We start from the raw sequence: 26325 nt of genomic DNA on the forward strand, positions 1-26325 counted from the left end.
CTACCTCTCGATCGAATTCGCATGCTCTCGCCCGATGCGGGACTCACGTATCAGGGCGGCTACCGGAACGGCCAGGGCCGCCAGCGAAACCGCCATCAGCAGCCGGTACCCGCCGGCAGCAAACCCCAGCGTGGACCCCATGGTGGCCAGCACGGATCCGCCCCAGACCCGGGCTTCGACGGCACCCTCCCAGCGCATCTGTTCGATCGCGGGCAGACTGCCCGCGATCTGATCGCTCGCGCCGATGTGGGCGAGGTTCCAGCCGAAGCCGAGCAGGAACAGGATCAGGGCGAACGGGAAACCCGCGGTGGTATTCACCAGGCCGGCTCCGACCACCGATCCCGCCGATGTCGCCAGGCCCACCATGCCGAGGACTCGGCCGCCGAACCGGTCACAGAGCAACCCGGCCAGAGGTGCCAGAGCGAACATGCCCAGCGTGTGCGCAGATATCAGTGGGCCGATGGAATCCAACCCGTGCCCGTCTCGATGCATCGACAACGGCGCCGCGGTCATGATGGCGGCCATCACCAGCTGCGCAACCACCAGCGTCGTCAGCGCCGATCGGCACGGTCGCATCCGGGCCGGACCCGGCGGAGGCCAGGGGGCGGCATCGAGATGCACAGCCCTCGCTGCGCCCGCCGCGAGCACGGCGGCCACCGTCGCCGGCAGAAAGACTGCCGTGGCCACCTCGGCACCGGCTGCATGCGCCGCCGCCGACAGCGGCATCAGCAGCAGCGGTCCGCCTACCGCCCCCAGGGTGGCTGCCCATACCACCACTGCCAGCGCCGTTCCGGAGCGCCTGGCACCGAGTTCGGCGGCAGCGTACCTGGACAACTGTGCCGCAGCGTTGCCGACACCGAGCAACACCATCCCCGCCACCAACAGCCACACCGACACGACCGACAACACCAGCAGCACACCACCGGCCACCGCGGTCAGATACCCGGCGGCCAGGCCTGCTCGCCGCCCCCGCCGGACCATCCGGCGCGCCAGCACCGCCGCCCCACCGGCCGTGCCGAGCACACCGGCAGCATTCGGCAGCCCGGCCAATCCCGGCCCCAGCGCATCGGCGGCCACCAGCGTCCCCATCGTGCCGGCCATCACCATGGCCAGGCTCATCGCAGCAGCGCCGATGAACAGCGACATCAACGTACGTCGCTCGGTTCCCGTTGCGCACGTTGCCATTTCGGACATGTGTAGAACACTAGAAGGCGAATTTCGCACACAGAATAGGATTTCGAAGGAGATTCGCGGCATCCGGTTGCCGATCGCGAGGAATTCAGGAGGTTTCGGTTTGCATTCGAACAGAGAGCTGGACGCGGTCGACTGGCAGATCCTCGCGGAGTTGCAGGCCGACGGCAGGCTGTCGTACAACCAACTGGCTCGCCGGGTTCATCTCTCCCCACCCGCAGTGTCCGACCGGGTGCGCCGGCTCGAGGAGTCCGGCGTGATCACCGGCTACGAGGCGCGGGTGGATCCCGCCCATACCGGGCAACCGGTGTCGGCGTTCATACAGCTCCGCTGTTCACTCGGCAGGTGCATGCTGAAAACCGCTACTGCGGAGGATTTCCCGGAGATCGTCGAGGTGAACCGGCTGAGCGGCGCGTTGTGCACGCTGGTCAAAGTCCGGGCCACGTCACTGCAGCATTTCGAGGGATTGATCGAGAGGATCGGCGAACACGGCACAATCGAAACCCACATCGTGCTGTCCACCCCGTACGAGGCCCGACCGGTCCGCCCGATCGATGTCGACCGCCCGATCCACGACCCGACCGGCTGGCCGAACCCATAGATCTTCGCCCCGCGGAACCACTGCCGACGTCCCCGGCCGCGGCACTCCGTCGCGGCCGGCCGACGATCGGAACCTCAGCGCAGAATCCCCGCGGACGCGGACCACCGGGCATAGACCACGAATCCGAGCGTCACCATCAGCACCCCGAGGTCGAACAAGGCCAAGTTCGGTCCGAGCAACTGCCAGCGGTCGCGGTAGCCGAAGGTGAGTACATCCAATACCACCTGCCCCAGGAGCGCACCGACCGCTATCGGTACGACCCACCGAGTGCGCAACAGCAGCAGTAGTGCTGCGAGCAGTCCACCCCAGACACCGATGGTCCAGAAGATCGCCGGAACGATCGGATAGTCGGTGAAGTACCGGATCTGGTCGGCGGTGTAGTTCTGGGACCGGAAGTAGTCTGCGTTCTCGCCGAGCGCCATCACCTGGTCGTAGACGCCGCCGAGGTTCAGCAGCAGAAACAGGATGCCGACCACCCACAGGTGCCAGGGCGTCGCGCGCCGGGTCGCGGACATCGTGTCATTCATCGCCGGCCTCTTCTCGCCCCCGCTCGGCATGCGAATGCCGCAGGATCTGCTGCAGCAACTCGGAGGAGCCCTGCAGATTCCGCATCAGCACCTCGAGCTTCATCAAGGCCAGCCCTTGTTCCGGGTCCCCCAGCACCAGCAGCTTGTCACCGGCCTCGATCCCGTGGTCACGGCGGGCCTGTGCCGGAATCGAGATCTGGCCACGTTCACTGACCGTTACTGCACCGTAAAACCCGCGCCCACCCGGACCGTACGAGGCGGCAGCCTCCTCACCCATCGGACCACCCTCCGTGCTTCCGACTCCATGCTCCACACGATATTACGTGTATTTCATGTCCGGGTCGACCACCGGCCGCGCGGGTGCCATGACCACTGCCATGCGGCCCCGGGGCTACCTTGCCCTACTCGGCGTCTGGGCGGCGGCGGTCGCCTCCCCCGGGCCGGGTGCGGTGTTGGTGCTGCGGCAGTCGGCGCTGGGTCCCGGCGCCCCGGGGTGGCGGCGTCCGGCGGAATCGCGACCGGAAACGCCGCCGTACTCGGGCTCCGGCGCCGAACGCGGTCACACCGCGGTGAGTTCGGCGGCACCGAAGGACACGTCGAATCGGTCACACCAGATGGAGACGCTGGTCAGCTCCGACAGATCCAGGTCCGCGGGGATGTCGTAGTTCTGGTTCCCCTTGTTGCCCTTGAGATTGCCGAGGTTCACGTACGCACCGTCGTCGAAGACGCCCCAGCCGTCCCGGCCGGGCAGGACCGGCGCGTCGGTGAGCCAGACGAACAGGGCCGGACCATCGGAGGTGTCCAGGTCCTCGAGTCGCAGCACTCGCCGGCCGTCACCCAGCTGCAGGATCGACACGGTGCCCGAGGTGTCGTGCTCGTGCGAGATGAACGACCCGGTCGCGAGCGTGACGGGCTCCGGTACCGGAGCCCCGGTCGGCCCCGGTGCGGCCGCGGTCGGTGCCGCCTCGATCACGGTCGTATCGGTGAACAACCGCCACGGCTGGGTGTAGGCGAGGCCGAATCCCGCTGCGATCACCACGATCAGCCCCAGCACCCAGGTCACGGGCGACCGCACGATCCTGCCCACCGTCTCCATACCGCCTCCGATGTCGTCGAACTGTTCGACATCGATTCAACGGCACCGGCAGCCGGTTCGCCGCCGGTCGGCGATCGGCGTCATACATCCGTCACGATTTGCCCGCCGCTCCGGCTACCCCGAATCGCGAATCCCGGATAGCCGGGCCTCGCTCGTACACCAGCAGGTGCGGGGTAGGACGAGATTCAGGGCAGCGGCAGACACGAACTCCCGGTGTTCAGGCCGCTGCCCACCACGTCGACCTCGATATAGGCCGATGACGTGTACCGGCCGGGCCGGAACTGCTGCGCCGTGAGGTTCTGGCGGCCCGGATAGGTCGGCGTCCACTCGAAGGTGGCCGTTCCGTCCCCGCGGTAGACGGCGTGCCCGAGGCGTTCGCCGTTACCCGGTACCTGCCCGCCGCTGATGATGATCGTGATCTCCCCGCCGACGGACGGCGGTTCGTCGACCGTTGCGGTGACCGTGTAGGTGCACCCCGTGCGGAGTCCTTCCGGCCCGACGGCCACCCCGACCCCGGTCACGTCCGCGACCGCGTTCGGCACCGGGAACACCGTGGCAGTTCCGGCAGCCGCGCCGATGATCGCCAATCCGACCCGTTGCACCGCAGTACGCATTCCGCCACCCCTGTTCGTCTCGGCCCGACCCCCCCGAGGGTCTCATATAGGGACGATCGCCGCACCGAATGCGAGCCGTCGACGGCAGCCGCCACCCCGCCTTCCGGCAGCGGACCGCCGGACCGGCCCGCACCTGCCCCTGGCAGCGGCTTCCGAGGCGATCGAGTCATCCCAGCTACGGCGCGGTGCGGCGCCGTAGGGTTCGATCGGCCCACGTCCGGTACTGGTCCGAGGCCACTGGTACCGAGGCTGTCCGCGCGTTCCGGCCTACCTCGATACGACTATTTCACTGCAGCGGAAGGTGGTTCGCTGCGTCGGTCAGTGCGGTCAGGTATTCGTCGCGTTCCGCCCGGGGTACCGCGGATTGCAACGGACCGATGAGGAGTTCGGCGAGGGGTACGCCGGTCTCGTTCAGTACCGGCGCGGACAGATAGCTGATCGGCAACGGGACGTCCTGCGCGAGTTCGTCAGGGCGGTAAGGGTTTCCGCTGATGGTGCCCAGCAGGGCGAGGACCCGCTCGCGCAGCGGCCGGCTGGCCGGGTCGCGATCCAGGTGCTCGACGACATCGGCGAGGACATCGAGGGTGGTGGCGCTGCGGGCGTCGACGCCCCAGACGGCGGCGCCGGCCGTCCGGATATCGGTCAGCAGGGCCCGCATCCGGTCGGCTTCGGCCGGTTCGGCGGCGGCCAGCCAACGTTGCTGGGCGGTGTTCCCGGAGTGGGCGATGAGTGTCGCCGCGGCCGGTGGCACCAGCGGCAACCGGGTCCCCGCGGCGATCCCGGCCGGAATGCGCCCACGGCTGGCGACGACCTCGACGAATCGGATCTGCTCGCCGTCGATCCGCAACAGGGCGACACCGCACCCGACTCGGCGAGCCAGTTGCCGCAACGCGATCTGCAGTGGATCCCCGACGGTGCGCTTGCGGCGCTCCAGCTCGGCGATGTGGTCCAGTGCAGGGCCCAGTTCGTAGGTGAGGTCGGGGCGCCGACGCACCCATTCCCGGGCCTCCAGGGCCGCCAGCACCGTGCCGATGGTGGATCGGCTCGCACCGAGGTCGTCGGCGATCCGGGCGCTCGGCTGCGGGCGGTCCGCGGCGGCGAGCAACTCCACCACGGCCATGACCCGCTGCGTCGGCGGTGATGCCCCGTCGAGACGACCCTTGCCAGACGGCATTGCTGCTCCTACAGTCTTCGAGCCTGATATCCGGATACTACGGTACGAATATCTGTATTGGAGCATCGATGACTGCCGGTACCCTGCTCGACACCGCCGATATCGAAGGTTTCGACTTCGCCTTCGACGACATCCCCGACCTGCATGCGACCCTGGCCGAACTCCGCTCGCGGCGGGGGTACGCGGTCGTCCCGTTCGCCGGAGTCCGTGCGGTGCTGCTGCTGACCGACGAACTGGTCGGCGCGGCGTTCAAGGACGAGCCGACCTTCCCCGCCGCGGCGATCTACTCGATGACCACCGGACCGGTGCTCGGCAAGACATTGCAGTGCATGGCGGGCACCGAGCATCGGGTGGCCCGCGGGGTGGCAACACCGCCCTTTCGCCGGAATCGGGTCGCCGACTATGTCGAGCCGTTGCTCGAACCGCTCGCGCACGAGTTGATCGACCGATTCCGGGGTCGCAGCAGCGCCGATCTGGTGGCCGAGTTCACCACGCAATACCCCGTGCTGGTGATCAGCCGGCTACTCGGGCTGCCGGTCCAGGATGCGGCGACCGTGCACCGATGGGCACACGACCTGTTCTATTTCCCGCTGGACCCCGAGGCCGCGATGCGCGCCTCCCGCGAGTTCACCGACTACGCCGCCCCGATCCTGGCCGCGCGCCGCCGCGAACCCGGCGACGATCTGATCTCGATGCTGGTCACCGAATCGGCGGAAGGTGAATTCCTCGACGACGAACAGGTGCTGTCCTTCCTGCGGCTGCTGTTCCCGGCCGGCGCCGACACGACCATGCTCGCGCTGGGGAACATCCTGTCCGCCTTGCTGACCCATCCGGACCAACTGGCCCTGCTGGAATCCGATATCGCGGAGCACACATCGTGGGCGGTGTGGGAGGGGCTGCGCTGGGAGCCGCCGGTCGGCCTACTGCCGCGGGCCTGTCCGGAGGCGGTGACCTGGCAGGGGATCCCGATTCCGGACCGGACGCCGATGATCTTCTCGATCAATGCCGCGCTCCGCGATCCCGCGGTGTACGAGCGGCCGGACGAATTCGACATCACCCGTCGTGCGATGCCCATGCTCACCTTCGGACGAGGGCCGCACAGTTGCGCGGGCAACTGGCTGGCGATTGCGGAGCTCACCACGGCGTTGCGAGTCCTGCTGCAACGGTTGCCCGGGCTACGGCTGCGCCCCGGAGCAGATGCCGAAGCGCGCATCGTCAGCCAGGTCGGGACGGCGCTGCGCGGCCCGAACGCCCTACCGGTCGAATGGCCGGCCTGACCGCGACGAGCAAACCGACCGCCGCATCGGCTCCACCCGAAGAAAGGTCCCCGATATGCCGACCGTGCCCGCCCCGGAAGATCTGGTCACCGAATTCTGCGCCCGCTGGCGCGACGCGAACACCGACGATCTCGCCCGTTACTTCACCGACGACGCCGTTTATCACAACATGCCGATGTCCCCGGTGACCGGCCGCGCAGCCATCACGGAGTTCCTGCACGGCTTCATCGGAACCTTCGGCGGCATCGAATTCACCATCCACCGGCAGGCCGTCGTCGGCTGCACGGTGTTCAACGAGCGCACCGACACGTTCACCGTCGCCGGCACCCGCATCGAACTGCCCGTCGCCGGGGTCTTCGAGATCGAGAACGGGAAGATCCGCGCCTGGCGCGACTACTTCGATATGGCGGTGATCACGACTGCCCTGCAAGCGGACTGATTCGAGTCACCGCACCGGCGCCGGGCCGAGGCTAGGATCGCTGCGAGAGGAGCTGCCATGGCCGACCCGAAACCGACACTTCCGCCGCGCTGGGTGGTCCGGACCTTCTGGTCGGGCCACCGCACACTGTATCGCCTGTCCGGCGGCCGGATCGGGGTCTCGGCGCCGAAGGATCGGACCCATTGGGGTACCTTGCGGCTCACCACGATCGGCCGGCGCACCGGCCGGGAACGCGGGGTGATGCTCGGCTATTTCGAGGACGGCCCGAATCTGGTCACCCTCGCCATGAACGGCTGGGCCGCCGGAGCACCCGCCTGGTGGCTGAACCTTCAGGCGCATCCGGAGGCCCGCGTGGACCTGAAGGGCGGAACCCGGAGCGTGCGCGGACGTGCCGCCGCCGGATCGGAGCGGGCTCGGCTGTGGCAGCGGTGGCGCGAGATCGAGCAGAACCTCGATGCCTACGCCGGACTCCGCGGGGCGCAGACCCCCGTCGTGGTGCTCGAACCGCACTCCGGATCGCAGTAGCGAACCGTCCCGCACCGAGTGTCGGCCGGGTCCGGACCGCCCCCGGCGGGTGACAATGGCGCGATGGCGAGCTTCGACCCCTCCGAGATGTTCCGGGTGCTCGACCTCAGCGGTGTCTTCGTGAACGCGGTGCTCGGCGGCGTACTGGCCCGGCAGCAGCGCTACGACGCAGTCGGATTCGTCACGCTGGCACTGTGTTCCGGGCTAGGCGGCGGCCTGGTCCGGGACACGCTCCTGCAGGCCGGGCCGCCGGTCGCCCTCACCGACCCGTGGTACCTGGTACTGGCCCTCGCCGGTGCGGTGGTGGCGCTGCTGCTGCACGTCCGGGGCCGGTTCTGGAACACCACCTACCTGGTGATGGATGCCGCCGCGCTCGGCTGCTGGGCGGCCGCCGGAGCCCAGAAGACCCTTGCGGTGGGACTGGGCTGGCTGCCCGCGATCCTGCTCGGCACCATCACCGCGGTCGGCGGCGGCCTGGTCCGGGATCTCGTGCTCCTGCGCACGCCGCGCATCTTCGGCGGCAACACCCTGTATGCGACCAGCGCCATTATCGCCAGCGCGATCCTGGTGGTGTTGTGGAACATGGGGCACCCGGAGCTCGGGGCGATCGTGGCCACCGTCACCGGGACGGCCCTGCGGTTGCTCGCCGAATGGCGCGGCTGGACCCTCCCCCAGCCGCGGGACCGGCCCGGCGCGGCTCCCGCCGATCCCGATCCGCCGCACATATGATCGGCACGGCCCCTTCCGGGAGGCCGCCGGGTCCATCATCCGGCCTGCATACGGAGGCTGCGCTATGACTACCCTGTTGACCGGTGCCACACTGTGGGACGGACTCACCGACGCCCCGGCCGGCGTGCGCGACATTCTTGTCGACGACAATCGGATCACCCGGATCGCCGAACACATTCCGGCGCCCGACGACGCAGGCGTGGTCGATCTGACCGGGCACACGGTGACCCCGGGTTTCATGGATTGCCACACGCACGTCACGCTCAGCCCGGCGCTGCACCCGGCGTTGCTCCGCTCCCCCGCGGCAACCGCACTGACCGCGCTGCCGATTCTGAAAGTGCTGCTGCGCAACGGTTTCACGACTATCCGCGATCTGATGTGCGCCGACCTGGACTACACGACCATCGATCTGCGCAATGCGGTCGCCGCCGGCCTGATTCCCGGCCCCCGGATGCTGGTGGCACCGCACCTGATCTCGGCCCGCGGCGGGCACGGTGACCTCAGCGGCGCGCTCGGCGACCAGTTCCAGGGCCGGCCGCGGCTGCTGGAGCTGTCGGCGGCCGACGGCTGCGATGAGATCCGCACCCGGGTCCGCACCGAAATCCGGGCGGGCGCCGACTGGATCAAGTTCGGGGCGACCGGTGGCTTCTCCAGTCCGTCCGACGACCCCGCCCAGACCACCTACAGCCAGGAAGAGATGGACACCCTGGTCGCCACGGCTCGCGACCTCGGCCGCCCGGCCACCCCGCACTGCTACGGCGACGAGGGCGTGCGCCGTGCTGTCCGGGCCGGGGTGCGCAGCATCGACCACGGCAACATGGCCACCGCCGACACCCTGCAGATGATGGTCGACAAGGGCGTGTACCTGGTACCCACCCAGTTCACCATGCTCGACGACGCCCGCCGGGTCGACGACGACGCCTACTGGGCGAACCAGCCCGGCTTCAAGCGCCGCAAGTACCGCATCCATCGCAAGGCGATCCTCGACGGCGCCGAGCACGTCGCGAACTCCGATGTCCGCATCGCCTTCGGCACCGACGCCGGCATGTTCCCGCATGCGCAGAACTGGAAAGAGTTCCCCACCATGGTCTCCACCGGCATCACCCCGGCGCGGGCCCTGAAGGCCGCCACCAGCGTGGCCGCGGAAATGCTCGAACTCCACGACCTCGGCGTCCTCGCCCCCGGCAAGATCGCCGATATCATCGCCATGCCCGGCGACCCGTTCACCGATATCGAGATCACCGGCAAGGTCGATTTCGTGATGAAGGAAGGCGTCGTCTACCGCCGCCCCTGACCCTCCGCCCGGCCTGCGGCTATTCGCCGTCGGTTCCGGTGCGGGGTGGGGTCGAGTCCAGGTCGCGGAGTTCGGTGTCGGTGAGCAACCGGGAGCGGATCAGGAAACGCACGCCCTCGGGGGCCTCCAGGGAGAATCCGCTGCCGCGGCCGGGGACCACATCCACGGTGAGATGGGTGTGTTTCCAGTACTCGTACTGGTCGGCGCTCATCCAGAACGGGGTGTCGGCGCCCACGGTGTCCAGCAGCACGTCCGCGGCGCCGACCCGGAAGTCGCCGCGCGGATAGCACATCGGGGAGCTGCCGTCGCAGCAGCCGCCGGACTGGTGGAACATGACCGCGCCGTGCCGCCGGATCAGGCCGTCGAGGAGGTCCCGGGCCCGATCGGTGAGCTCGACGCGGTGCACGTCCGCCGCCATCAGAAGAAGCCGAGCTTGTTCGGCGAGTAGCTGACCAGGAGGTTCTTCGTCTGCTGGTAGTGGTCCAGCATCATCGCGTGATTCTCCCGGCCGATGCCGGACTTCTTGTATCCGCCGAACGCGGCATGCGCCGGGTAGGCGTGGTAGCAGTTGGTCCAGACCCGGCCGGCCTTGATCCCGCGACCCAGCCGGTACGCCGCATTCATATCCCGGGTCCAGACTCCCGCCCCGAGCCCGTAGAGGGTGTCGTTGGCGATCTTCAACGCCTCGTCGACGGAATCGAAGGTGGTCACCGATACCACCGGCCCGAAGATCTCCTCCTGGAAGATCCGCATATCGTTGCTGCCCCGGAACACCGTCGGCTGGATGTAATACCCGTCCGGGAAAGCGTCGACCTTGCGCGGCCCGCCGCCGGTGAGCACCTCGGCGCCCTCCTGCCGGCCGATGTCGATATAGGACAGGATCTTCTCGTACTGATCGTTGCTCGCCTGGGCGCCGATCATGGTGTCGTCGTCGAGCGGATCACCGCTGACGATGGCCTCGGTGCGGGCCAGGCAGCGCGCCATGAACTCGTCGTAGATGGACGAGTGGATCAGTGCCCGCGACGGGCAGGTGCACACCTCACCCTGGTTCAGCGCGAACATCACGAAACCCTCGACCGCCTTGTCGAGGAACTCGTCGTCGGCGGCCAGCACATCGGGCATGAAGATGTTGGGGCTCTTACCGCCCAGTTCGAGTGTCACCGGGATGATGTTCTCGCTGGCGTACTGCATGATCAGCCGGCCGGTGGTGGTCTCGCCGGTGAACGCCACCTTGGCCACCCGTGGACTCGCCGCCAGCGGTTTACCGGCTTCGACACCGAAACCGTTGACCACGTTGAGGACGCCCGGCGGCAGCAGATCGGCGATCAGCTCCACCACCTTCAGGATCGAGGCCGGGGTCTGCTCGGCGGGTTTGAGCACCACCGCGTTACCGGCGGCCAGCGCCGGTGCCAGTTTCCAGGTGGCCATCAGGATCGGAAAGTTCCACGGGATGATCTGGCCGACCACACCGAGCGGCTCGTGGAAGTGGTAGGCGATGGTGTCGGCATCGATCTCGCCGATGCCGCCCTCCTGCGCGCGGATCGCGCCCGCGAAGTAGCGGAAGTGATCGACGGCCAGCGGCAGATCGGCAGCCTTGGTCTCCCGGACCGGTTTGCCGTTCTCCCAGGTCTCGGCCACGGCCAGGGCTTCGAGGTGGTCCTCGATCCGATCGGCGATCCGGTTCAGGACGTTCGCCCGCTCGGTGGTGGAGGTGGCGCCCCATCCGTCGGCGGCGCGATGCGCCGCATCCAGGGCGAGGTCGATGTCTGCGGCGGTGGACCGGGCGACCTCGGTGAAGGTGTGCCCGTCGACCGGCGACGGATTCGCGAAGTACCGTCCCTCGACCGGTGCCGTCCAGTCACCGCCGATGAAGTTCTCGTATCGGGCGGCATAGCTGACGATGCTGCCGTCGGCACCCGGTTTCGCGTAGGTCATGACGCTTACTCCTCATCGAGTCTGCAGCCCCCCCGACAGTGATGCGGACCACTATGGCGGCAACCGGTTGGCGGATAGTTGACCCCCACCCGGCCGGGTTCGCAGCTCAGGAGCGCAGCGCCGTGTATCGGCGGGCGGTGGCGACCGCACGGCGCGGATCGTTGGCCGACAGCAATCGGAGTGCGTGTTCGTGGATCTCCAGATCGTCGGGGGCCCGTTCGCCGTACCGCAGGGCATGCTCGGGGTCGTCGGCGGCGAGCACCGCGGCACGGACCGCGACCTCGAGATGCTCGCGCCAGGCGACGATCCCCGGGGTCTCCGAATCGGGCAGCAACGGCCCCCGATACAGCCGGACCGCGGTGCCGGTGTCGCCCGCGGCGAGCGCGGCCAGCAGGTCGACGGCATCGCACGACACCGGGCTGGTCAGCCGGTAGACGCGGTTCGCGATTTCCCCGCCGGTGGCCCGGCGCAGGTGCGAGACATCGGCTTTGAGGGTGCTGGAGGTGGCCGGCCGATCGCCGTAGATGGCGTGGTGCAACCGTTCGGGGGTGAAGCCGTCCGGTTCCAGCGCCAGCAGGGTCAGGATCTCCAGGCGCCGCCGCCGCATCGGCACCGCCCGGCCGTCCCGGATGAGTCCGGCACCGCCCAGACAGGTGAGCCGCACACCCGGCGCGGCGGTAGCGGCGGTGCCGGCCTGTAGCCGCGCTTCCACCGCGATGACCAGCGATTGCACCGTCGACATGGCGAGCGGATGTGAGCGGTCCCAGGTGGACGACAGATCGAGCACGCCCAGCCGGCGGCCGTCGGGTGCATGGATCGGTGCGCAGTAGCAGACCCATCCGTGCAAGGCGGCCAGCAGGTGCTCGGCGGAGAACACACTGCTGGGGCGGCCGGTCTGCAGGGCCAGCGACAGTGCGTTGGTACCCATATGCCGTTCGTCCCAGCGACCGCCGGGCGCGAAGTTGAGTTGCTCGGCGCGGCGCCGCATCACAGCGCCACCGGAGGACCACAGGATGGTGCCGGTGTCGTCGGTGACCGCGGCGGCGAATCCCGCATCGTCGGCGACGCTGTGCAATTGGTCGGCGAGTTGTGTCACCGGTTCGCGCAACGGCGATTCGGCCCACCGGGAACCGAGATCGGCGGCATCGACGGCGGGCGCAACGGCACGCTCGAGGTCCACGGAACCGACGGATCGCCGCCAGGAGTCGGCCACTTCACTACGCAGCCCGGATTCGGTGTCGCCGGGCGGTGCGGTGCCCGCTCCGTCCTGGATCCACCGGCTCCATTCCTTCTCCAGGGTGGCTCGTTGCAGTGCAAGGGTGCTGCGGGACGCCATCTACGCGATCTTTCTGGTCACGTTTTCTCGGTCTGTCCATGATGCCGCACCGACCGGCCGATCGGTGCGGCATCCGTGCCTCGGGTTCGGCGCCGCGGCGCGTCACCGCGAGACGGCGACCTCCCGTTGCTCGTCACCGGCGGTCACGGGTAGCTCGGCATCGAGCAGGTGCGATGCCGAATCGTCGGCTAGGACGCCGGTCATCGGACCGCGACCGCGGTCGCCGGCCAGGAATTCCAGGACACCGACGGCGGCCGAGGCCACCATCCGGCGCCGATTCGAACGGGTGAGCTGCATGTCATTGCTCCTGTGCCGCACCGGAGCCGGTGCGTCGATCGTGCCGTTCACTGAACATGCCAGGGACCCTAGCGGTCCGGACCGACATTGCCCACCGTCGCGGGCACGAAAGAACCGCATCCCGGACTGTGATCCACCTCGCGGCCGACGCACGAAACCAGAACATACTGCAGGCGTGGTGCCATGGCGCGGTACTGCGCCGTTCGATGCGGGCCGGTACTCGGCTTCGGCATGATGGTCGTGTGATGACGCCCGGTGGCAGGCCGGACGGATCAGCCGGACAGCACGACGGCGGTACCCGAGGGACCGTCGCGGGGACATCGGAGAGAGGCACACGGACAGTGGTCGTCGCGGTCATCGTCGGAATACTGGTACTGGCCGCGTTCACGGCGCTGCACCGATACCTCTGGCGGCGCCTGGTCCGCGATACGACACGGCCGCGGTCACTCGCCCGGCGCACCGGGACGGCCCTCGTCATCGCCGGTCCCCTGCTCCTGGTCGGCGCCTTCACGGTGGAGAACCTCGGTGTCCCCTTTCCGGTGGTGCAGGCGATCTCGTGGCCCGGATACCTGTGGGGAGCCCTGTTCGTCTATCTGATCCTGGCACTGCTGGTCGGCGAACTGATCCGGCTGCTGCTGCTCGCCCGGCTCGCGCCGGACCACCGCCACACCGGGCGGGACGGACCGGTCGCACCGACAGCAGAGCTGCGCGCCGACCCACCGCCGGGGACATCCTCCGACGTTGTCGAAAACGCCGGAACCGACAAGCCGTCCCCGGTTTCCGACAAGGACCATCGGTCACCCGACGAACCGGCCGCGGCCGATATCGCTGCGCCCCAACCGTCCCGACGGGTATTCGTCTCCCGGATGATCGCGGGGGCGGCCGCCGTCGCGGCGGCCTCGACCGTCGGGTACGGCACACACAGCGTGCTGTCCGGACCGCAGGTGAAACGGCTGACGGTGCCGCTGGCCTCGCTCCCCCGCTCGGCGCACCGATTCCGGATCACGGTGGTCAGCGATATCCACCTGGGGCCGATCCTGGGCCGTGGCTTCGCCGAACGCGTCGTCGCCACCATCAACGACACCGATCCGGATCTGATCGCGGTCGTCGGTGATCTGGTTGACGGCAGCGTCGAACATCTGCGCTCGGCAGTGGAACCGTTGAAATGGCTGCGGTCCCGGCACGGCACCTATTTCGTCACCGGCAACCACGAATACATCTCCGGTGCCGAACAGTGGGTGGAACATGTCCAGGATCTGGGTATGCACCTGCTGTCGAACACGCATACCGAGCTACCCGGATTCGACCTGGCCGGTGTCGACGACGTCGCGGGCGAGCGGGTCGGGCAGGGCCCCGATGTGGCCGCCGCCCTCGGCGGCCGGGACCCGGCCCGCACCTCGGTCCTGCTGGCGCATCAGCCCGTCGTCATCGACGACGCCGTCCGGCACGGCGTAGACCTGCAACTGTCCGGACACACCCACGGCGGGCAGCTGTGGCCGATGAACTACCTCGCCGGGCTGGCGAATCCGACGCTCGACGGGCTGGAACGCTACGGCGACACCCAGCTCTACGTCACCCGCGGCGCGGGCGCCTGGGGGCCGCCGGTGCGGGTCGGGGCACCCTCGGACATCACTGTCGTGGAGCTCGCCTCGAAGCAGGCGTGACCGACAGTCGTTGTGCAGCGGAACAGCACGCCGGGGTGGCCGCGCGCCGCGGTTCGGGCCGGCGCGGGCGCGATCGCCGTTCCACCGCACGGCGGACAGCGCAACGCCCACGCCCGGTGGTCCGCGTCACGAGCGAGGGTATACCGGGTTCGAACGACCCTGCCCCAGCCGATCGAAGTGTCACCCGTGCGCCGGCGCCTTCCCGGTTTCCCTCGGGCGGTACTTGCCCAGTTCCTGCCGGGCGATCGAACGCTTGTGCACCTCATCGGGGCCGTCGGCCAGGCGCAGCGTGCGCAGATGCGCCCAGGCCGTCGCGAGCGGGAAGTCGTCGGTGACCCCGGCGCCGCCGTGCACCTGGATGGCGCGATCGATGATCTGCAACGCCATCTGCGGCGCGGCGACCTTGATGGCCGCGATCTCGGTGCGGGCCGCCTTGTTGCCCACCGTATCCATCAGGTGAGCCGCTTTCAGCGTGAGCAGCCGGACCATTTCGATATCGACCCGCGCCTCGGCGATCCAGTCCTGGATGTTCGCGTTCGCGGCGATCGGCTTGCCGAAGGTGACCCGGGACAGCGCCCGGCGGCACATCAGTTCCAGGGCCCGTTCCGCCATCCCGACGGTACGCATGCAATGGTGGATCCGGCCCGGTCCGAGCCGGGCCTGGCTGATGGCGAAGCCCTCCCCTTCTCCCTTCAGCACATCCTTCGCCGGCACCCGGACATCGGCGAAGTCGATCTCGGCATGACCGTCACGGTCCTGATACCCGAACACCGGCAGTCCGCGCACCATCGTGATGCCGGGGGCGTCGATAGGCACGACCATCATCGACTGTTGCCGATGCGTCGCGGCGGCCGGATCGGTCTTGCCCATCACGATCAGCACCCGGCAGTTCTCGTGCAGCGCGTTGGTCGCGAACCATTTGCGGCCGTTCAGGATGTAGTCATCACCGTCGCGCACCATCGACATCTCCACGTTGGTGGCATCGGAGCTGGCCACCGCGGGTTCGGTCATCGCGAACGCCGAGCGGATCGTGCCGTCCAGCAACGGTTTCAGATACTTCTCCTGGTGTTCGGCACTGCCGAACAGGGTCAGGACCTCCATGTTCCCGGTGTCGGGCGCACTGCAGTTGAACACCTCGGCGGCGAACTCGACCCGCCCCATGATCTCGGCCAGCGGCGCGTACTCGAGATTGGTCAGCCCCGGTCCCCATTCCGGATGCGGGTGGAAGAGATTCCACAGTCCGCGCGTGCGCGCCTCGGCCTTCAGTTCCTCCAGGATCGGCGGATGGAAGTGCGGATCGCCCGAGGCGCGCATCTGCTCGGCGTACACCGGCTCGGCGGGATAGATGTGCGAGTCCATGAACGTAAGCAGCTCGATGCGATACTGCTCGGCGCGTTCGGACATCTCGAACATCGACATGGATTTCTCCTGCGGATCGGATCGTGGTCGAACGATCAGTTGTCCCGGCCCAGCAGGCCGGCCTGATAACGGCGCATGCCGGCGAGCCAGCGGTCGTAGTCGGCGCCCTTGTACCGGTACATGTCCAGCACCTGGGCGTGCGGGAGGATCAGGAACCGTTCCTCGGCCATGGCGGCCAGCACGTCGTCGGCGACCTCGTCCGGGGTCAGCACCGCCCCGGCTTCGGTGACGGCGCGGGTGGCCGCGGCGCCCAGCGGATCGCCGGAGTCGCGCCCTTCGTAGAGCAGGTCCGTGTCCACGCCCATCGGGCACAGGCAGCTCACCCGGACACCCCGGTCGCCATAGGTGACGTTCAGCCATTCCGCGAAACCGACCGCGGCGTGTTTGGTCACCGAGTAGGCGGCGGAACCGATCTGGGTGAGCAGACCCGCCGCCGAGGCCGTGGCCACGAAATAGCCCTGGCCGCGCGCCAGCCATCCCGGTACGAGCAGCCGGGCGGCCCGGATATGGGCGCGCAGATTGACGTCGAGGGCCCGGTCCCAGTCGTCCTCGGTGATGTCCAGTCCCGGCGAACCCGCGATGCCGGCATTCGCGAAGTACAGGTCCACCGGACCGAATTCGTTCTCCGCGCGGTCCAGCACCCCGGTGATGGCGGCGGCATCCGAGACGTCGGCGCCCACCCCGACCGCGGCGCCCGGGTGCCGGTCACCGATCCGGGCGGCCACCGCCTCGGCGGCCGCCGCATCGAGATCGGCCACCAGCACCCGGGCACCCGCATCGACCAGTTTCGCGGCCAGTGCCGCACCGATGCCGTTACCACCGCCGGTGACCACCGCCACCTTGCCTTCGACCTGCACATCCACTCCTCGTTGGCGGTTCACCCAGCTGCGTGAGACACTTAGGGAGTGTGTCTCACCGGAGCGGGGCTGTCAACGGGGCACCACCGACGGATCGCGCCTGCCCAGCCGGAAGTGAGGAGTCAGCGAGTGGGTGAATCTACGGAACGCCGCCGAGCAATCGATGCGGCGACACAGCTGTACCTGTCAGGCCGGGCGCTGGACATGTCGTCACTGGCCGCCGACCTCGGCATCGGCCGGGCAACGCTGTACCGCCACGTCGGCAACCGCGACGACCTCCTCGCCACCGTCCTCGCGGAAGCAACCGAACGCACCTGCCGAAGGGCGATATCGGCCGCCGCCGGCACCGGCGCCGACCTGGTCCTGGACACAATCGAGCGAATGATGCGCGGCGTCGACGGTTCCGAGCCGCTGCGGGCACTCACCCGGCGCGAACCCACCGTGTTCATCCGGCTCGCCCTCATGCCGGGCGCCATCGCCTCGATCTCCACCGACATGCTGGCCCGGCTGCTCACCGAACAGGCCGAGGCCGGACACCTGGAACTCGCCCTCCCGGCCCCCGTCCTCGCCGCAGCGATCGTGCGCATCAGCGACGTCCACCTGTACGCCCCGCTGCTCGGCGGCGATCACGCCGAGATCGACACCGCCCTCGATCTCGTCGCGCTGCTGCTCGGGCAGCCGCGGGCGCACCCGGCGGCCGAGCCCGACCCGGGTGGTTGACGGTCCGCCATCTGCGGGCCCGGTTCAAGCGAGTCCCAGACCCGTATCGGTCGGCTCGATCGGCTTCACCGGCGGTACGACCGACTCCGCCCCGGCAGCGACGGGCAGCGCGGTGTCGACGGCGAGGCCCTTCTCCGCGGCGGCGGTCCGGATCGCATCCACGACCAGGAGCAGGGCGGCACGCCGGGCCGTGTTGGTGCGATAGGCCAGCGACACGGTGCGGGTGAGGACATCGCCGAGCGCAACGATGTCCACGCCGGTCGGCCGTAAGGCGAGACCCAGATCCGACACGAGCGTCACGCCCAGGCCCGAAGCGACCATGGCCATGGCGGTCGCCTGCTCCTCCACTTCGTGATCGATTCGCGGGGCCAGTCCGGCCGATTGGAACGCCAGCCGAGCCGAGTGCCCGAAGTGGGAGCGCGCGGGCGCGAGGATCCACGGGTGGTCGGCGAGTTCGGTCAGGGTGACCGTGGCGGAGGGGACCGCTCCGGACGGAACGGCCGCGTAGATCCGCTCGACCGCGATGACTGCGCGGGTCAGGCTGTGGTCCCAGGTCATCGGATAGTTGGAGTAGTCGATGACGAAGGACAGGTCGAGAGTGCCGTCACGGACCGCCGCTGCGGTCGCTTCCGGGGCGAGCTCCTTGGTCCGGACCAGGATGCCGGGGTGGGTGCGCGCCAGTGCGGTCAGCGCGCCGGGGAGCAGGCCGGACGCGACCGAGGCCCACACACCGGCGGTGAGCTTCGCCGTGACGGCTTCGCCCGCTTCCTCCAGCGCCTGTGTGGCACGTTCGACCGAAGCGAGGATTTCCTCGGCGTGCTCGGCGAGCAGAACTCCCAGGTCGGTGAGCTGCACTCGTCGTCCCCGGCGTTCGAAGAGCCGGGTGCCGACATCCCGCTCCAGCTGCGCGAGCTGCTGGGACACCGCCGACGTGGTGTAGTGCAGAGCCGTCGCCGCCGCGGTGATCGTCCCACGCCGATGGAGCTCGCGCAGCATCCGGAGCCGGGTCAACGACAGATCCATATCCCCGAGCCTAGACGTTGCCGAAGCAACTCCCGATCGTTGTGCAGCAGCCGCGGCCGGATGGTTGTGCAGGAACCGTGAACACTGCCGTGAACGAACCGTAAATGGACGCAGCCAGGGGTTTCACCGCAGTCTGGTGGTACCGGACGCGAGCCACCGGCCGGGGGTCGACGAGGACCGGGTGAGAGAACACGCGACCCGCAGTTCCTCTCGATCACAGTGGCCCACGTGAGAACGATGAGGAGGTAGTCGCCGTGACGACGATGCAGAACCCGGCCGGGGGAACCCCGCAGGTGACCGGGCAGACCGTTCCGGCCGTCCCCGTGGCTGCGCCTGTTGCCCCGGCGGTGCGGCGCAACGAGCCGTATCTGCGTCTGCACTGGACGGACTCGGTGACCGGTGCGGTCGGCTACCTGGTGGTGCACACCCTCCGCGGCGGCCTGGCCACCGGCGGCACCCGCATGCGGCCCGGGTGCACCTTGACCGAGGTCGAGGACCTGGCCCGCGGCATGGCCAACAAGACCGCCACGTTCGATCTGCCGATCGGCGGTGCGAAAGGCGGCATCGATTTCGATCCCAAGGATCCGCGTGCCCTCGGCGTGCTGGAGCGCTTCTGTGAGGCCATGCGCCCCTGGATCGACTCGCACTGGGTGACCGCCGAGGACCTCGGTGTCCCGCAGCACCTGATCGATGAGGTGTTCGCCCGGCTCGGGCTGGGGCAGAGCTACCACGCGGCGATCAGCCGGGCCGACGACCCGGAGGCCGCCCTGATCCGGGTGCGCAACGGCCTGACCGCCGCAGTCGACGGCGGGTTCCTGCTGGGCGACGTGATCGGCGGCTACGGTGTCGCGCATGCCTGCCTGGCTGCCGCGGTGTCGTGGGGCCGGGCGCCGGCGGAGACCACCGTCGCCATCCAGGGCGTCGGCACCATGGGCGGCGCAGCAGCTTTCTACCTGCACGAGGCCGGGATGAAGGTCACCACCGTGGCCGATGCCGCCGGCACCCTGCACAGCCCCGACGGACTGGACATCCCGGCACTGCTGGACCTCCGCGACGGATTCGGGGAGATCGACCGGTCCCGGCTGCCCGCCGGAGTCCAGCAGCTGCCGCGCAACACCGTCCTCGGCGCCGACGTCGATATCCTTGTCCCGGCGGCCATCTCGTACGCGATCACGCCGGACAACTCGTTCGACGTCCGGGCACGTGTCGTGGTCGAGGCTGCCAACGCCGCCACGACTCCGGAGGCGGAAGCCATGCTGGCGGCCCGGGGAATCGCCGTCCTGCCGGACTTCGTGGCCAACGCCGGCGCGGTCGCCTGGGCATGGTGGCTGCTGCTCGGGGAGGTCGACGACAACCCGCAGAACTCCTTCGACCGGCTCCGCAGCGTCATGCACGACAAGGTGGCCCGGCTGCTGGCCGCATGGACCGATCTCGGGGCCACTCCGCGGGAAACCGGCCACCGCTGGGCCGACGTCCCGCCACCGGTCGCGGGACCGGTCCTCATCCCCTGAACAAGAAGTTCGTCCAAAGCCGCTGAGCTCGTCCGACCCGCGATGGTGCCGGGCGGAGACGATATCGACGAGGAACACCTTGCATCGAGATGTGCGGCACAGCACCGCCGGCGACGCACAACCGCGCACCTCGATGCAGGGTTACCCCGGGAACTCCCCTGGCCAGGACGGCACCGATACCCTGCCTGCAACCGGCAGGTCAGCGCAGCCGGGCGGTCACCAGGTCGGCCAGGGCGGTGGCGCCGGCCGCATTCGGGTGGTACGGGACGAGCTCGATTCCGGCTACCGAGGTGACGCCGGTCAGCCAGGGGTGCGGGGAACACGGGGAATGGCCGGCGGCCGCGGCGGCGGTGTCGACGAGCAGGGCCCCGGTGTCGGCTGCGGCGGCGCCCGTGGCCTGCGCCATCTGTTCGTAGATGCGGGCCGACGCCGCGGCGGTCCCGGGGTCGACGGGCGCCGCCGCGCAGGTGGTGGCCGCCGGGTCCAGCACCGGAAGGTGCTGGACGAGCACGATTTCGGCGCGTGGTGCCCGAGCTCGGACCTCGGTCACGGTGTCGGCCAGAGCGTTGCGCAGCGCCGCGTAGGCCGCCGGATTCGGCGTGGCGGCGGCCGGAGCGCAGAGCACACCGGCGATATCGTCGCGGAACGGCAGCTCGGCCGGCAACTGTCGCACCGGGCAGCTGCCGCGCAGCAGATGCGGAAGGTAGCCGAGGTCGTTGCTGCCGACTGTGATGGTGACCAGCGCCGTATCGGCGGTGACGGCGTCGATCTGGGGCGGTACCGGCCTCCCGCCGAGCGGTGGGACCTGCCGGTTGCGCAGCACATCGGCGGTCCTGGCGCCGGCACACGTAGCATCCACCAGGTGCAGGCCGAGTCGCTGCGCCACCTGCCGCGGGTAGCTGCGTTCCGAGCGGCCGCAGGCCAGGTCCGTGACCGGAAGGATCCCGGTACCGGCCGCGGTGGAACTGCCCAGCGCGACATAGCGGCTGCCCGGCGAAATCCCCGGCGCAGCGTGCGCTGCGACCGCCGGTCCGGCGATCAGCGCCACCGATGACAGTAGAGCGAGCACATTCCGCCAGGCCATGACGTCCCCTCTCGCGCCGTGCAGTCCACCGGCGCCGGAAAATTCGGATGCAGCACCGAGCAGACGGACCGTAGCATCACGCCCATGACCTTGCGGGCGATTCCGGCCTCGATGGATCCGGCGGTGGTCGGCACCATCGATGCCGATCTCGACCGGATCGAACGCGAGCGCGACGTGACGGTGCTGCTGGCCGTCGAAAGCGGGAGCCGGGCCTGGGGATTCCCCTCCCCCGATTCCGATTACGACTGCCGGTTCGTGTACGTGGCACGGCCGGAAATCTATTTGTCGCCGTGGTCGACGCGCGATGTCATCGAAACGCCGCTCACCGAGGTTTTCGACGTCAACGGCTGGGACCTCGCCAAGGCGTTGCGCCTGCTCGTGAAGGGCAACGCGGTGATCGTGGAGTGGCTGATGTCGCCGATCGTGTACCGCGGCGAACCCGAATTCCGGCGGCGGTTCCGGGAACTCGCCACGGAGATCGCCGACCGCGACCGGATCGCACGCCACTACCGGCATCTGGGCGAACGGCAGTGGCGGCGGCTGGGCGAGGGCGAGGTGTCGCTGAAGAAGCTGTTCTATTCGTTGCGGCCGGCCATGGCATTGCGCTGGCTGCACGAACATCCGCGCGCGGCGGTGCCGCCGATGCATCTGCCCACGCTCATGGAGCAGTGCGAACTGACACCGGAGTTGCGCAGCGCGGTCGCCGAACTCACCGACCGGAAGTCGGCCACTCGCGAAATGGGCGCCGGCCCGGTGCCGTCGTCGGTGGCCGAATTCGTCGTCGCCGAGTTCGAACGGGCAACGACCCGGCACCCGGAACGACCCGGCGATCCGGAACGGGCCCGGACAGCAGCGGACCGCTTCTTTCGTGAGTGCGGTCTCGCCGCCCAACCCGCGATCCGATCTTCGGGCGCCGCATGCCCCCGACAGTAGCGTCCGGCTCCGGATGTGCGTCGCTTCCGCGAACGGCACACCACGGTCCGGGGCCCGCCGGGTCGGATGAACGGCTACGGTCGTAGGCCGATTCAGTCCTCGGGATCACCGGTGTGACCGGCGAGCAGCCGGGCGAAGGGCGTCACCGAATCGATCGTCGTCCCGGAAGTGCGCTGCCGGACAGAGGTATCGGACAGGAAACCGGGGACGGCCACCGGTTCGGCAACGACCAGTGCCGCTAACTCGGCGGCTGCTCGCCGGACCCGCTCGCCCAGTTCGGTCGAGGCGAAATCTTCGGTGGCGGCAAAGACCCCGGTCGGCACCACGACGGCCCGGAAGTAGCCGAACAGCGGGCGCATTGCGTGCTCGAGCATCAGCGAGTGACGCGCGGTACCCGCGGTGGCCCCGATGAGCACCGGCATTCCGTTCAGTGCCTCGGGATCGAGCACGTCGACGAACATCTTGAACAGTCCACTGTAGCTCGCGGCGAAAACCGGCGTGACCGCGATCAACCCGTCGGCGGCCGAGATCTTGTCCCGCGCGGCGGAGACCGCTGGAGTCGGTATCCCACCCGCGGCCGTCGTAGTGGCGAGTTCGGCCACCAGCTCACGCAACTCGATCACGTCGAACTCCACCTGCTCGCCACGGGCGCCGACCGCCGCCGACGTGGCGGCGGCGAGCTGATCGGCGAGCAGCCGCGTCGAAGACGGCTGCGAAAGTCCAGCACTGAGGACAACGACGGTACGGGGCATCGGTCAGCCTTTCGTGGTTTCGATGAGCCGGGCACGGGCCGGTTCGACCAGGTGGTGGGGCGCTTCCGGACCGGCAGCCACCAGGGTGGGGTGGGTCGGCGGATCGCTGGGCACGTGCGCCGGCCGACGCGATTCGAACTCCTTGCGCAGCACCGGAACGACCTCGCGGCCGAGGATCTCGATCTGGTCGAGAACCGCCGCCAACGGCAGCCCGGCATGGTCAATCAGGAAAAGCTGACGCTGGTAGTCACCGGCATAGTCGGCGAACCCGAGGGTCCGGTCGATCACCATCTCGGGGGTGCCCACCGTGAGCGGCGTCATCTCGGTGAACTCCTCGAGCGACGGACCGTGCCCGTAGACCGGCGCGTTGTCGAAGTACGGGCGGAACACCCGCTTCGCTTCGGCCTCGGTTTCGGCCAGGAACACCTGCCCGCCCAGGCCGACGATCGCCTGCTCGGCGCCGCCGTGACCGTAGTGTTCGAACCGCTGCCGGTACAGCTTCACCATCCGGGAGGTGTGCTGCCGGTCCCAGAAGATGTTGTTGTGGAAGAAGCCGTCGCCGTAATAGGCGGCCTGCTCGGCGATCTCCGGCGACCGGATCGAGCCGTGCCACACGAACGGCGGGGTGCCGTCCAGCGGTGCCGGGGTCGAAGTGAAGCCGTGCAGCGGGGTACGGAACCTGCCGTCCCATTCGACCGACCGCTCGCGCCACAACCGGCGCACCAGGTGGTAGTTCTCCACCGCAAGGGCCAGTCCGTCGCGGATGTCCTTGCCGAACCACGGGTACACCGGGCCGGTGTTGCCGCGGCCGAACATCAGGTCGGCGCGGCCGTCGGCCAGATGCTGGAGCATGGCGAAGTCCTCGGCGATCTTCACCGGGTCATTGGTGGTGATCAGGGTGGTCGCCGTGGACAGGATCAGCCGCTCGGTGCGAGCGGCCAGGTAGCCGAGCATGGTGGTCGGCGACGACGGAACGAACGGCGGATTGTGATGCTCGCCGGTCGCGAAGACGTCCAGGCCGACCTCCTCGGCCTTGGCTCCGATGGCGACCATGGCCTTGATCCGCTCGGCCTCGGTCGGGGTACGCCCGGTGGTCGGATCGGTGGTCACATCACCGACGCTGAAAATTCCGAACTGCACTGCAACCTCCTCGACCCAGCTAAAACGGACCGTAGTCCGATTATTTCGTTCCAGTCAACGCAGAGCGGCCACGATTTGTTCCACGCCCTGCAGACCCCCGGTCGGTCCCTTAAAATCGCCACAGACTATTCGCCGATCCGACAACGTGTTCGGCTGTGAACCCCCGGAGCATTCGATGTTTTCTCGATGGATCACCACCGCATGCGCGGCGGCCCTGACGACCGGCATCATCCCGTTCGGCGTCGCCACCACCGCCCACGCCGACCCGAACGACTGCCCCGACCTACAGGTCGTAGCGGTCCCCGGCACCTGGGAGACCTCCGAATCCGAACCCGGTCGCGGGATGCTCGCCGCCGTCGCCGACAACCTCCCGGGTGATACCCGCACCGATTACGTGTCCTATCCGGCCACCGCATTCCCCTGGGAGGGCGAAGTCTACGGCCGCTCCAAGCAGGAGGCCCTGGACAATGCCCGTGGCCTGCTCGAATCGGTCGCCCGTGCCTGCCCCGGCACCGAATTCGCACTGCTCGGTTACAGCCAGGGCGCCGATGCCGCCGGCGACCTCGCCGCCGAGATCGGCACCGGGCTCGCCGCGGTATCCCCCGACCGGGTGGTCCTGGTCGGCCTGATCGCCGACCCTCGCCGATCCCCGGCCGACAACCTGATCGGGCCACCCGTCCCAGGCGCCGGCGCCTCCGGCCCCCGCCCGACCGGATTCGGCTGGCTGACCCCGGCCACGTTCACCTTCTGCGTCGAGGGCGACCTGTACTGCGCCATGCCGCACGGCGATTTCGCCGGCCGTTTCGCCGGGTTCTTCACCCAGCTGTCCAATCCCGATCCGGCCCGGTTCGACTCCTATCAGCGGCAGGCTTCGGAGCTGGTCGCCGACGCGCTGGCCGCCGGTGGCCTGGGCCTGCTGTCGAATCAGCTCAACCGCGAGGCCTACGAGGAACGCAAGCAGCAGATCGACGAGTTCCTGGAGTCGGGTGTGCACACCAGCTACCCGCATTACGTGATCGACTCGGGCGGTGCAACACCACTGACCTGGCTGCGTCAGCGGCTCGTCGAAGCGGCCCTGGCATAGTCGCCCGGCCGGACGTCACACGCTGCGGTCGCAGGTGAGTGCGGCTTCCACGGCGATCGGATCGCCGTCGGCCTCGATCCGGACCCGGTCCCGGCCGAAGGCATGCAGGAGCAGTTCGGCCGGGGTGCCGCTGAGCACGACCTGCTGGTCGCCACCGGGAATCGAGATCCGGTCGCCCGCCGGGTTCACCAGGTCGACCGCGACCGGGCAGTTCCGGTAGGACATCCGCGCGATCCGACCCAGCAGCTTCCACAACCGGGCCTGGTCGGAGTCGGACAGGTCCCGCGGTTCCCATTCCGGCGCCGCACGCCGGACATCCTCGTGGTGGACGAACATCTCGGACAGATTGGCCACGGCATCCACCGGCCGCAGCGGCGACCACCACGGCGGGCCGGTGCGCACCTGCTCGACCAGCTCCGAGAAGGGCCGCTCCGCGGTGGCCTGCTGCACCCGATCCAGCCGGGCGGCGAATCGGCGGATCAGGATGCCCGGTGCCGCGTCGGGCCGGCGTTCCCGCACGACGAGATGTGCGGCCAGATCCCGCACCGTCCAGTCACCGCACAGGGTGGGTGCCGCCGGACCGGCCGCGATCATCGTCTCGGCCAGTTCCCGGCGTTCCCGTCGAGCCATACTCATCGTCCGACCCTAACACCGGCCGGACGTGCACGAACGGGCCGAAGAACTCGACACCGCCGGAATCCAGCTCTTCCACGAATCCATGCCCTTCACGGCGCGACTCGGCATCGAAGTCGTCGAACACGGACCCGACCTGGTGTGCAGCCGGCTGCCCTGGGACGAATCGCTGTGCACGGTGCGCGGGGCCCTGAACGGTGGCGCCCTCATCGCGCTTGCGGACTCCACCGGCGCAGTCTGCGCCCACCTCAACCTTCCCCCGGGTACCCGGGCTACGACGACCGTCGAATCGAAAACGAACTTCCTGCGCGCAGTCCGCTCCGGATACGCAGCCGCCACCGCCCGCCCCCTGCACACCGGCCGTTCGCTCATCGTCGTCGAAACCGAGATCCACGACGCTGCAGGCGAACTGGTGGCGAAGGTGACACAGACACAGGCCGTCCGGTGAGGACCGTGCCTACACTTGCGAC

29 protein-coding genes are annotated in these 26325 nt (G+C 69.0%); 12 read left to right on the top strand and 17 right to left on the bottom strand.

Annotated elements, in window-relative coordinates:
* Positions 1 to 1146: a hypothetical protein gene (locus AC1HFH_RS16880; RefSeq protein WP_480243744.1), complete on the bottom strand. Its 1146-nt coding sequence runs from the start codon at positions 1144 to 1146 to the stop codon at positions 1 to 3.
* Here AC1HFH_RS16880 and AC1HFH_RS16885 point away from each other — a divergent pair.
* Positions 1133 to 1792: an Lrp/AsnC family transcriptional regulator gene (locus AC1HFH_RS16885; protein ID WP_480243745.1), complete on the top strand. Its 660-nt coding sequence runs from the start codon at positions 1133 to 1135 to the stop codon at positions 1790 to 1792. The two genes, AC1HFH_RS16880 and AC1HFH_RS16885, sit on opposite strands and share 14 nt — an antisense overlap.
* Before the next feature lie 74 nt (positions 1793 to 1866).
* On the opposite strand, the gene AC1HFH_RS16890 is transcribed toward AC1HFH_RS16885, so the two are convergent.
* The 5 genes from AC1HFH_RS16890 to AC1HFH_RS16910 form a co-directional block, all read right to left on the bottom strand.
* A complete protein-coding gene (locus AC1HFH_RS16890; RefSeq protein WP_480243746.1) occupies positions 1867 to 2319 on the bottom strand; it encodes a hypothetical protein in 453 nt (150 codons plus the stop codon).
* The gene (locus tag AC1HFH_RS16895) at positions 2312 to 2596 is read right to left on the bottom strand and encodes an AbrB/MazE/SpoVT family DNA-binding domain-containing protein (RefSeq protein WP_480243747.1); all 285 of its coding nucleotides are present in this window, start codon (positions 2594 to 2596) and stop codon (positions 2312 to 2314) included. Before AC1HFH_RS16895 ends, AC1HFH_RS16890 begins: the two co-directional genes overlap by 8 nt.
* A gap of 282 nt (positions 2597 to 2878) precedes the next feature.
* Positions 2879 to 3415: a DM13 domain-containing protein gene (locus AC1HFH_RS16900; RefSeq protein ID WP_480243748.1), complete on the bottom strand. Its 537-nt coding sequence runs from the start codon at positions 3413 to 3415 to the stop codon at positions 2879 to 2881.
* Between the two features lie 185 nt (positions 3416 to 3600).
* Positions 3601 to 4029 carry a hypothetical protein gene (locus AC1HFH_RS16905; RefSeq protein WP_480243749.1) on the bottom strand — a complete coding sequence of 143 codons (429 nt, stop codon included), beginning with the start codon at positions 4027 to 4029 and terminating at the stop codon, positions 3601 to 3603.
* A gap of 286 nt (positions 4030 to 4315) precedes the next feature.
* A complete protein-coding gene (locus AC1HFH_RS16910) occupies positions 4316 to 5203 on the bottom strand; it encodes a helix-turn-helix domain-containing protein (RefSeq protein WP_480243750.1) in 888 nt (295 codons plus the stop codon).
* Positions 5204 to 5271: 68 nt separating this feature from the next.
* Here AC1HFH_RS16910 and AC1HFH_RS16915 point away from each other — a divergent pair, with 68 nt between their 5' ends.
* The 5 genes from AC1HFH_RS16915 to AC1HFH_RS16935 all read left to right on the top strand — a co-directional run bounded on the left by AC1HFH_RS16915 (position 5272) and on the right by AC1HFH_RS16935 (position 9467).
* Complete coding sequence (locus AC1HFH_RS16915; RefSeq protein ID WP_480243751.1) at positions 5272 to 6480, top strand: cytochrome P450; 1209 nt, start codon at positions 5272 to 5274, stop codon at positions 6478 to 6480.
* Between the two features lie 55 nt (positions 6481 to 6535).
* A complete protein-coding gene (locus AC1HFH_RS16920) occupies positions 6536 to 6919 on the top strand; it encodes a limonene-1,2-epoxide hydrolase family protein (protein ID WP_480243752.1) in 384 nt (127 codons plus the stop codon).
* A 57-nt stretch (positions 6920 to 6976) separates the two neighbouring features.
* The gene (locus AC1HFH_RS16925) at positions 6977 to 7444 is read left to right on the top strand and encodes a nitroreductase/quinone reductase family protein (RefSeq protein WP_480243753.1); all 468 of its coding nucleotides are present in this window, start codon (positions 6977 to 6979) and stop codon (positions 7442 to 7444) included.
* A 63-nt stretch (positions 7445 to 7507) separates the two neighbouring features.
* On the top strand, positions 7508 to 8173 hold the full coding sequence (locus AC1HFH_RS16930) for a trimeric intracellular cation channel family protein (protein ID WP_480243754.1): 666 nt from the start codon (positions 7508 to 7510) through the stop codon (positions 8171 to 8173).
* 64 nt (positions 8174 to 8237) lie between these two features.
* Entirely contained in the window at positions 8238 to 9467 is a 1230-nt protein-coding gene (locus AC1HFH_RS16935) for a metal-dependent hydrolase family protein (protein WP_480243756.1), read from the top strand.
* A 19-nt stretch (positions 9468 to 9486) separates the two neighbouring features.
* Here AC1HFH_RS16935 and AC1HFH_RS16940 read toward each other — a convergent pair whose 3' ends face one another.
* The 4 genes from AC1HFH_RS16940 to AC1HFH_RS16955 all read right to left on the bottom strand — a co-directional run bounded on the left by AC1HFH_RS16940 (position 9487) and on the right by AC1HFH_RS16955 (position 13035).
* Positions 9487 to 9885, bottom strand: a complete 399-nt coding sequence (locus tag AC1HFH_RS16940) for a DUF779 domain-containing protein (protein ID WP_480243757.1) — start codon at positions 9883 to 9885, stop codon at positions 9487 to 9489.
* The gene (gene exaC, locus AC1HFH_RS16945) at positions 9885 to 11402 is read right to left on the bottom strand and encodes an acetaldehyde dehydrogenase ExaC (RefSeq protein ID WP_480243758.1); all 1518 of its coding nucleotides are present in this window, start codon (positions 11400 to 11402) and stop codon (positions 9885 to 9887) included. The genes AC1HFH_RS16940 and exaC overlap by 1 nt, the downstream gene beginning before the upstream one ends.
* Positions 11403 to 11508: 106 nt before the next feature.
* Complete coding sequence (locus AC1HFH_RS16950) at positions 11509 to 12738, bottom strand: GAF domain-containing protein (protein WP_480243759.1); 1230 nt, start codon at positions 12736 to 12738, stop codon at positions 11509 to 11511.
* Positions 12739 to 12840: 102 nt separating this feature from the next.
* Positions 12841 to 13035 carry a hypothetical protein gene (locus AC1HFH_RS16955; RefSeq protein WP_480243760.1) on the bottom strand — a complete coding sequence of 65 codons (195 nt, stop codon included), beginning with the start codon at positions 13033 to 13035 and terminating at the stop codon, positions 12841 to 12843.
* Positions 13036 to 13376: 341 nt separating this feature from the next.
* On the opposite strand from AC1HFH_RS16955, the gene AC1HFH_RS16960 reads away from it, so the two are divergent.
* Positions 13377 to 14699, top strand: coding sequence for a metallophosphoesterase (locus AC1HFH_RS16960; RefSeq protein WP_480243761.1), 1323 nt, complete (start codon positions 13377 to 13379; stop codon positions 14697 to 14699).
* Between the two features lie 180 nt (positions 14700 to 14879).
* Here the strand turns inward: AC1HFH_RS16960 and AC1HFH_RS16965 are convergent, their stop codons facing one another.
* Both AC1HFH_RS16965 and AC1HFH_RS16970 read right to left on the bottom strand, forming a co-directional pair.
* Positions 14880 to 16118 carry an acyl-CoA dehydrogenase family protein gene (locus AC1HFH_RS16965; RefSeq protein ID WP_480243762.1) on the bottom strand — a complete coding sequence of 413 codons (1239 nt, stop codon included), beginning with the start codon at positions 16116 to 16118 and terminating at the stop codon, positions 14880 to 14882.
* 35 nt (positions 16119 to 16153) lie between these two features.
* Positions 16154 to 16975 (bottom strand): SDR family oxidoreductase, encoded by an 822-nt coding sequence (locus AC1HFH_RS16970; RefSeq protein WP_480243763.1) that lies wholly within the window; start codon positions 16973 to 16975, stop codon positions 16154 to 16156.
* Positions 16976 to 17104: 129 nt separating this feature from the next.
* Here AC1HFH_RS16970 and AC1HFH_RS16975 point away from each other — a divergent pair, with 129 nt between their 5' ends.
* On the top strand, positions 17105 to 17695 hold the full coding sequence (locus AC1HFH_RS16975) for a QsdR family transcriptional regulator (protein WP_480243764.1): 591 nt from the start codon (positions 17105 to 17107) through the stop codon (positions 17693 to 17695).
* A 24-nt stretch (positions 17696 to 17719) separates the two neighbouring features.
* Here AC1HFH_RS16975 and AC1HFH_RS16980 read toward each other — a convergent pair whose 3' ends face one another.
* On the bottom strand, positions 17720 to 18718 hold the full coding sequence (locus AC1HFH_RS16980) for a LysR family transcriptional regulator (protein WP_480243765.1): 999 nt from the start codon (positions 18716 to 18718) through the stop codon (positions 17720 to 17722).
* 254 nt (positions 18719 to 18972) lie between these two features.
* Between AC1HFH_RS16980 and AC1HFH_RS16985 the strand changes: the two genes are divergently transcribed.
* Positions 18973 to 20229: a Glu/Leu/Phe/Val family dehydrogenase gene (locus tag AC1HFH_RS16985; RefSeq protein ID WP_480243766.1), complete on the top strand. Its 1257-nt coding sequence runs from the start codon at positions 18973 to 18975 to the stop codon at positions 20227 to 20229.
* A gap of 199 nt (positions 20230 to 20428) precedes the next feature.
* Here the strand turns inward: AC1HFH_RS16985 and AC1HFH_RS16990 are convergent, their stop codons facing one another.
* Entirely contained in the window at positions 20429 to 21313 is an 885-nt protein-coding gene (locus tag AC1HFH_RS16990; protein ID WP_480243767.1) for an SGNH/GDSL hydrolase family protein, read from the bottom strand.
* An 84-nt stretch (positions 21314 to 21397) separates the two neighbouring features.
* On the opposite strand from AC1HFH_RS16990, the gene AC1HFH_RS16995 reads away from it, so the two are divergent.
* On the top strand, positions 21398 to 22246 hold the full coding sequence (locus tag AC1HFH_RS16995; protein ID WP_480243768.1) for a nucleotidyltransferase domain-containing protein: 849 nt from the start codon (positions 21398 to 21400) through the stop codon (positions 22244 to 22246).
* A 92-nt stretch (positions 22247 to 22338) separates the two neighbouring features.
* Here AC1HFH_RS16995 and AC1HFH_RS17000 read toward each other — a convergent pair whose 3' ends face one another.
* Positions 22339 to 22998: a CE1759 family FMN reductase gene (locus tag AC1HFH_RS17000; RefSeq protein ID WP_480243769.1), complete on the bottom strand. Its 660-nt coding sequence runs from the start codon at positions 22996 to 22998 to the stop codon at positions 22339 to 22341.
* A gap of 3 nt (positions 22999 to 23001) precedes the next feature.
* On the bottom strand, positions 23002 to 24138 hold the full coding sequence (locus AC1HFH_RS17005; RefSeq protein ID WP_480243770.1) for an LLM class flavin-dependent oxidoreductase: 1137 nt from the start codon (positions 24136 to 24138) through the stop codon (positions 23002 to 23004).
* 175 nt (positions 24139 to 24313) lie between these two features.
* Here AC1HFH_RS17005 and AC1HFH_RS17010 point away from each other — a divergent pair, with 175 nt between their 5' ends.
* Positions 24314 to 25222 (top strand): cutinase family protein, encoded by a 909-nt coding sequence (locus tag AC1HFH_RS17010; RefSeq protein WP_480243771.1) that lies wholly within the window; start codon positions 24314 to 24316, stop codon positions 25220 to 25222.
* A 15-nt stretch (positions 25223 to 25237) separates the two neighbouring features.
* Here AC1HFH_RS17010 and AC1HFH_RS17015 read toward each other — a convergent pair whose 3' ends face one another.
* On the bottom strand, positions 25238 to 25858 hold the full coding sequence (locus AC1HFH_RS17015; protein ID WP_480243772.1) for a TIGR03085 family metal-binding protein: 621 nt from the start codon (positions 25856 to 25858) through the stop codon (positions 25238 to 25240).
* A gap of 25 nt (positions 25859 to 25883) precedes the next feature.
* Here AC1HFH_RS17015 and AC1HFH_RS17020 point away from each other — a divergent pair, with 25 nt between their 5' ends.
* Positions 25884 to 26303, top strand: a complete 420-nt coding sequence (locus tag AC1HFH_RS17020) for a PaaI family thioesterase (RefSeq protein ID WP_480243773.1) — start codon at positions 25884 to 25886, stop codon at positions 26301 to 26303.
* Positions 26304 to 26325: the final 22 nt, after the last annotated feature.

Source organism: Nocardia sp. KT25-26, assembly GCF_056627695.1.

What these genes read in the sequence shown, in the direction of transcription:
- AC1HFH_RS16990 (WP_480243767.1), bottom strand. Translation starts at nt 21,313, where the DNA reads ATGGCCTGGCGGAATGTGCTCGCTCTACTGTCATCGGTGGCGCTGATC.
- AC1HFH_RS16965 (WP_480243762.1), bottom strand. Translation starts at nt 16,118, where the DNA reads ATGTCGATGTTCGAGATGTCCGAACGCGCCGAGCAGTATCGCATCGAG.
- AC1HFH_RS16910 (WP_480243750.1), bottom strand. Translation starts at nt 5,203, where the DNA reads ATGCCGTCTGGCAAGGGTCGTCTCGACGGGGCATCACCGCCGACGCAG.
- AC1HFH_RS16935 (WP_480243756.1), top strand. Translation starts at nt 8,238, where the DNA reads ATGACTACCCTGTTGACCGGTGCCACACTGTGGGACGGACTCACCGAC.
- AC1HFH_RS16925 (WP_480243753.1), top strand. Translation starts at nt 6,977, where the DNA reads ATGGCCGACCCGAAACCGACACTTCCGCCGCGCTGGGTGGTCCGGACC.
- AC1HFH_RS16890 (WP_480243746.1), bottom strand. Translation starts at nt 2,319, where the DNA reads ATGAATGACACGATGTCCGCGACCCGGCGCGCGACGCCCTGGCACCTG.
- exaC (WP_480243758.1), bottom strand. Translation starts at nt 11,402, where the DNA reads ATGACCTACGCGAAACCGGGTGCCGACGGCAGCATCGTCAGCTATGCC.
- AC1HFH_RS16930 (WP_480243754.1), top strand. Translation starts at nt 7,508, where the DNA reads ATGGCGAGCTTCGACCCCTCCGAGATGTTCCGGGTGCTCGACCTCAGC.
- AC1HFH_RS16915 (WP_480243751.1), top strand. Translation starts at nt 5,272, where the DNA reads ATGACTGCCGGTACCCTGCTCGACACCGCCGATATCGAAGGTTTCGAC.
- AC1HFH_RS16900 (WP_480243748.1), bottom strand. Translation starts at nt 3,415, where the DNA reads ATGGAGACGGTGGGCAGGATCGTGCGGTCGCCCGTGACCTGGGTGCTG.
- AC1HFH_RS16920 (WP_480243752.1), top strand. Translation starts at nt 6,536, where the DNA reads ATGCCGACCGTGCCCGCCCCGGAAGATCTGGTCACCGAATTCTGCGCC.
- AC1HFH_RS16995 (WP_480243768.1), top strand. Translation starts at nt 21,398, where the DNA reads ATGACCTTGCGGGCGATTCCGGCCTCGATGGATCCGGCGGTGGTCGGC.
- AC1HFH_RS17015 (WP_480243772.1), bottom strand. Translation starts at nt 25,858, where the DNA reads ATGAGTATGGCTCGACGGGAACGCCGGGAACTGGCCGAGACGATGATC.
- AC1HFH_RS17010 (WP_480243771.1), top strand. Translation starts at nt 24,314, where the DNA reads ATGTTTTCTCGATGGATCACCACCGCATGCGCGGCGGCCCTGACGACC.
- AC1HFH_RS16885 (WP_480243745.1), top strand. Translation starts at nt 1,133, where the DNA reads ATGAACAGCGACATCAACGTACGTCGCTCGGTTCCCGTTGCGCACGTT.
- AC1HFH_RS16950 (WP_480243759.1), bottom strand. Translation starts at nt 12,738, where the DNA reads ATGGCGTCCCGCAGCACCCTTGCACTGCAACGAGCCACCCTGGAGAAG.
- AC1HFH_RS16940 (WP_480243757.1), bottom strand. Translation starts at nt 9,885, where the DNA reads ATGGCGGCGGACGTGCACCGCGTCGAGCTCACCGATCGGGCCCGGGAC.
- AC1HFH_RS16905 (WP_480243749.1), bottom strand. Translation starts at nt 4,029, where the DNA reads ATGCGTACTGCGGTGCAACGGGTCGGATTGGCGATCATCGGCGCGGCT.
- AC1HFH_RS17000 (WP_480243769.1), bottom strand. Translation starts at nt 22,998, where the DNA reads ATGCCCCGTACCGTCGTTGTCCTCAGTGCTGGACTTTCGCAGCCGTCT.
- AC1HFH_RS16895 (WP_480243747.1), bottom strand. Translation starts at nt 2,596, where the DNA reads ATGGGTGAGGAGGCTGCCGCCTCGTACGGTCCGGGTGGGCGCGGGTTT.
- AC1HFH_RS16955 (WP_480243760.1), bottom strand. Translation starts at nt 13,035, where the DNA reads ATGCAGCTCACCCGTTCGAATCGGCGCCGGATGGTGGCCTCGGCCGCC.
- AC1HFH_RS16880 (WP_480243744.1), bottom strand. Translation starts at nt 1,146, where the DNA reads ATGTCGCTGTTCATCGGCGCTGCTGCGATGAGCCTGGCCATGGTGATG.
- AC1HFH_RS16980 (WP_480243765.1), bottom strand. Translation starts at nt 18,718, where the DNA reads ATGGATCTGTCGTTGACCCGGCTCCGGATGCTGCGCGAGCTCCATCGG.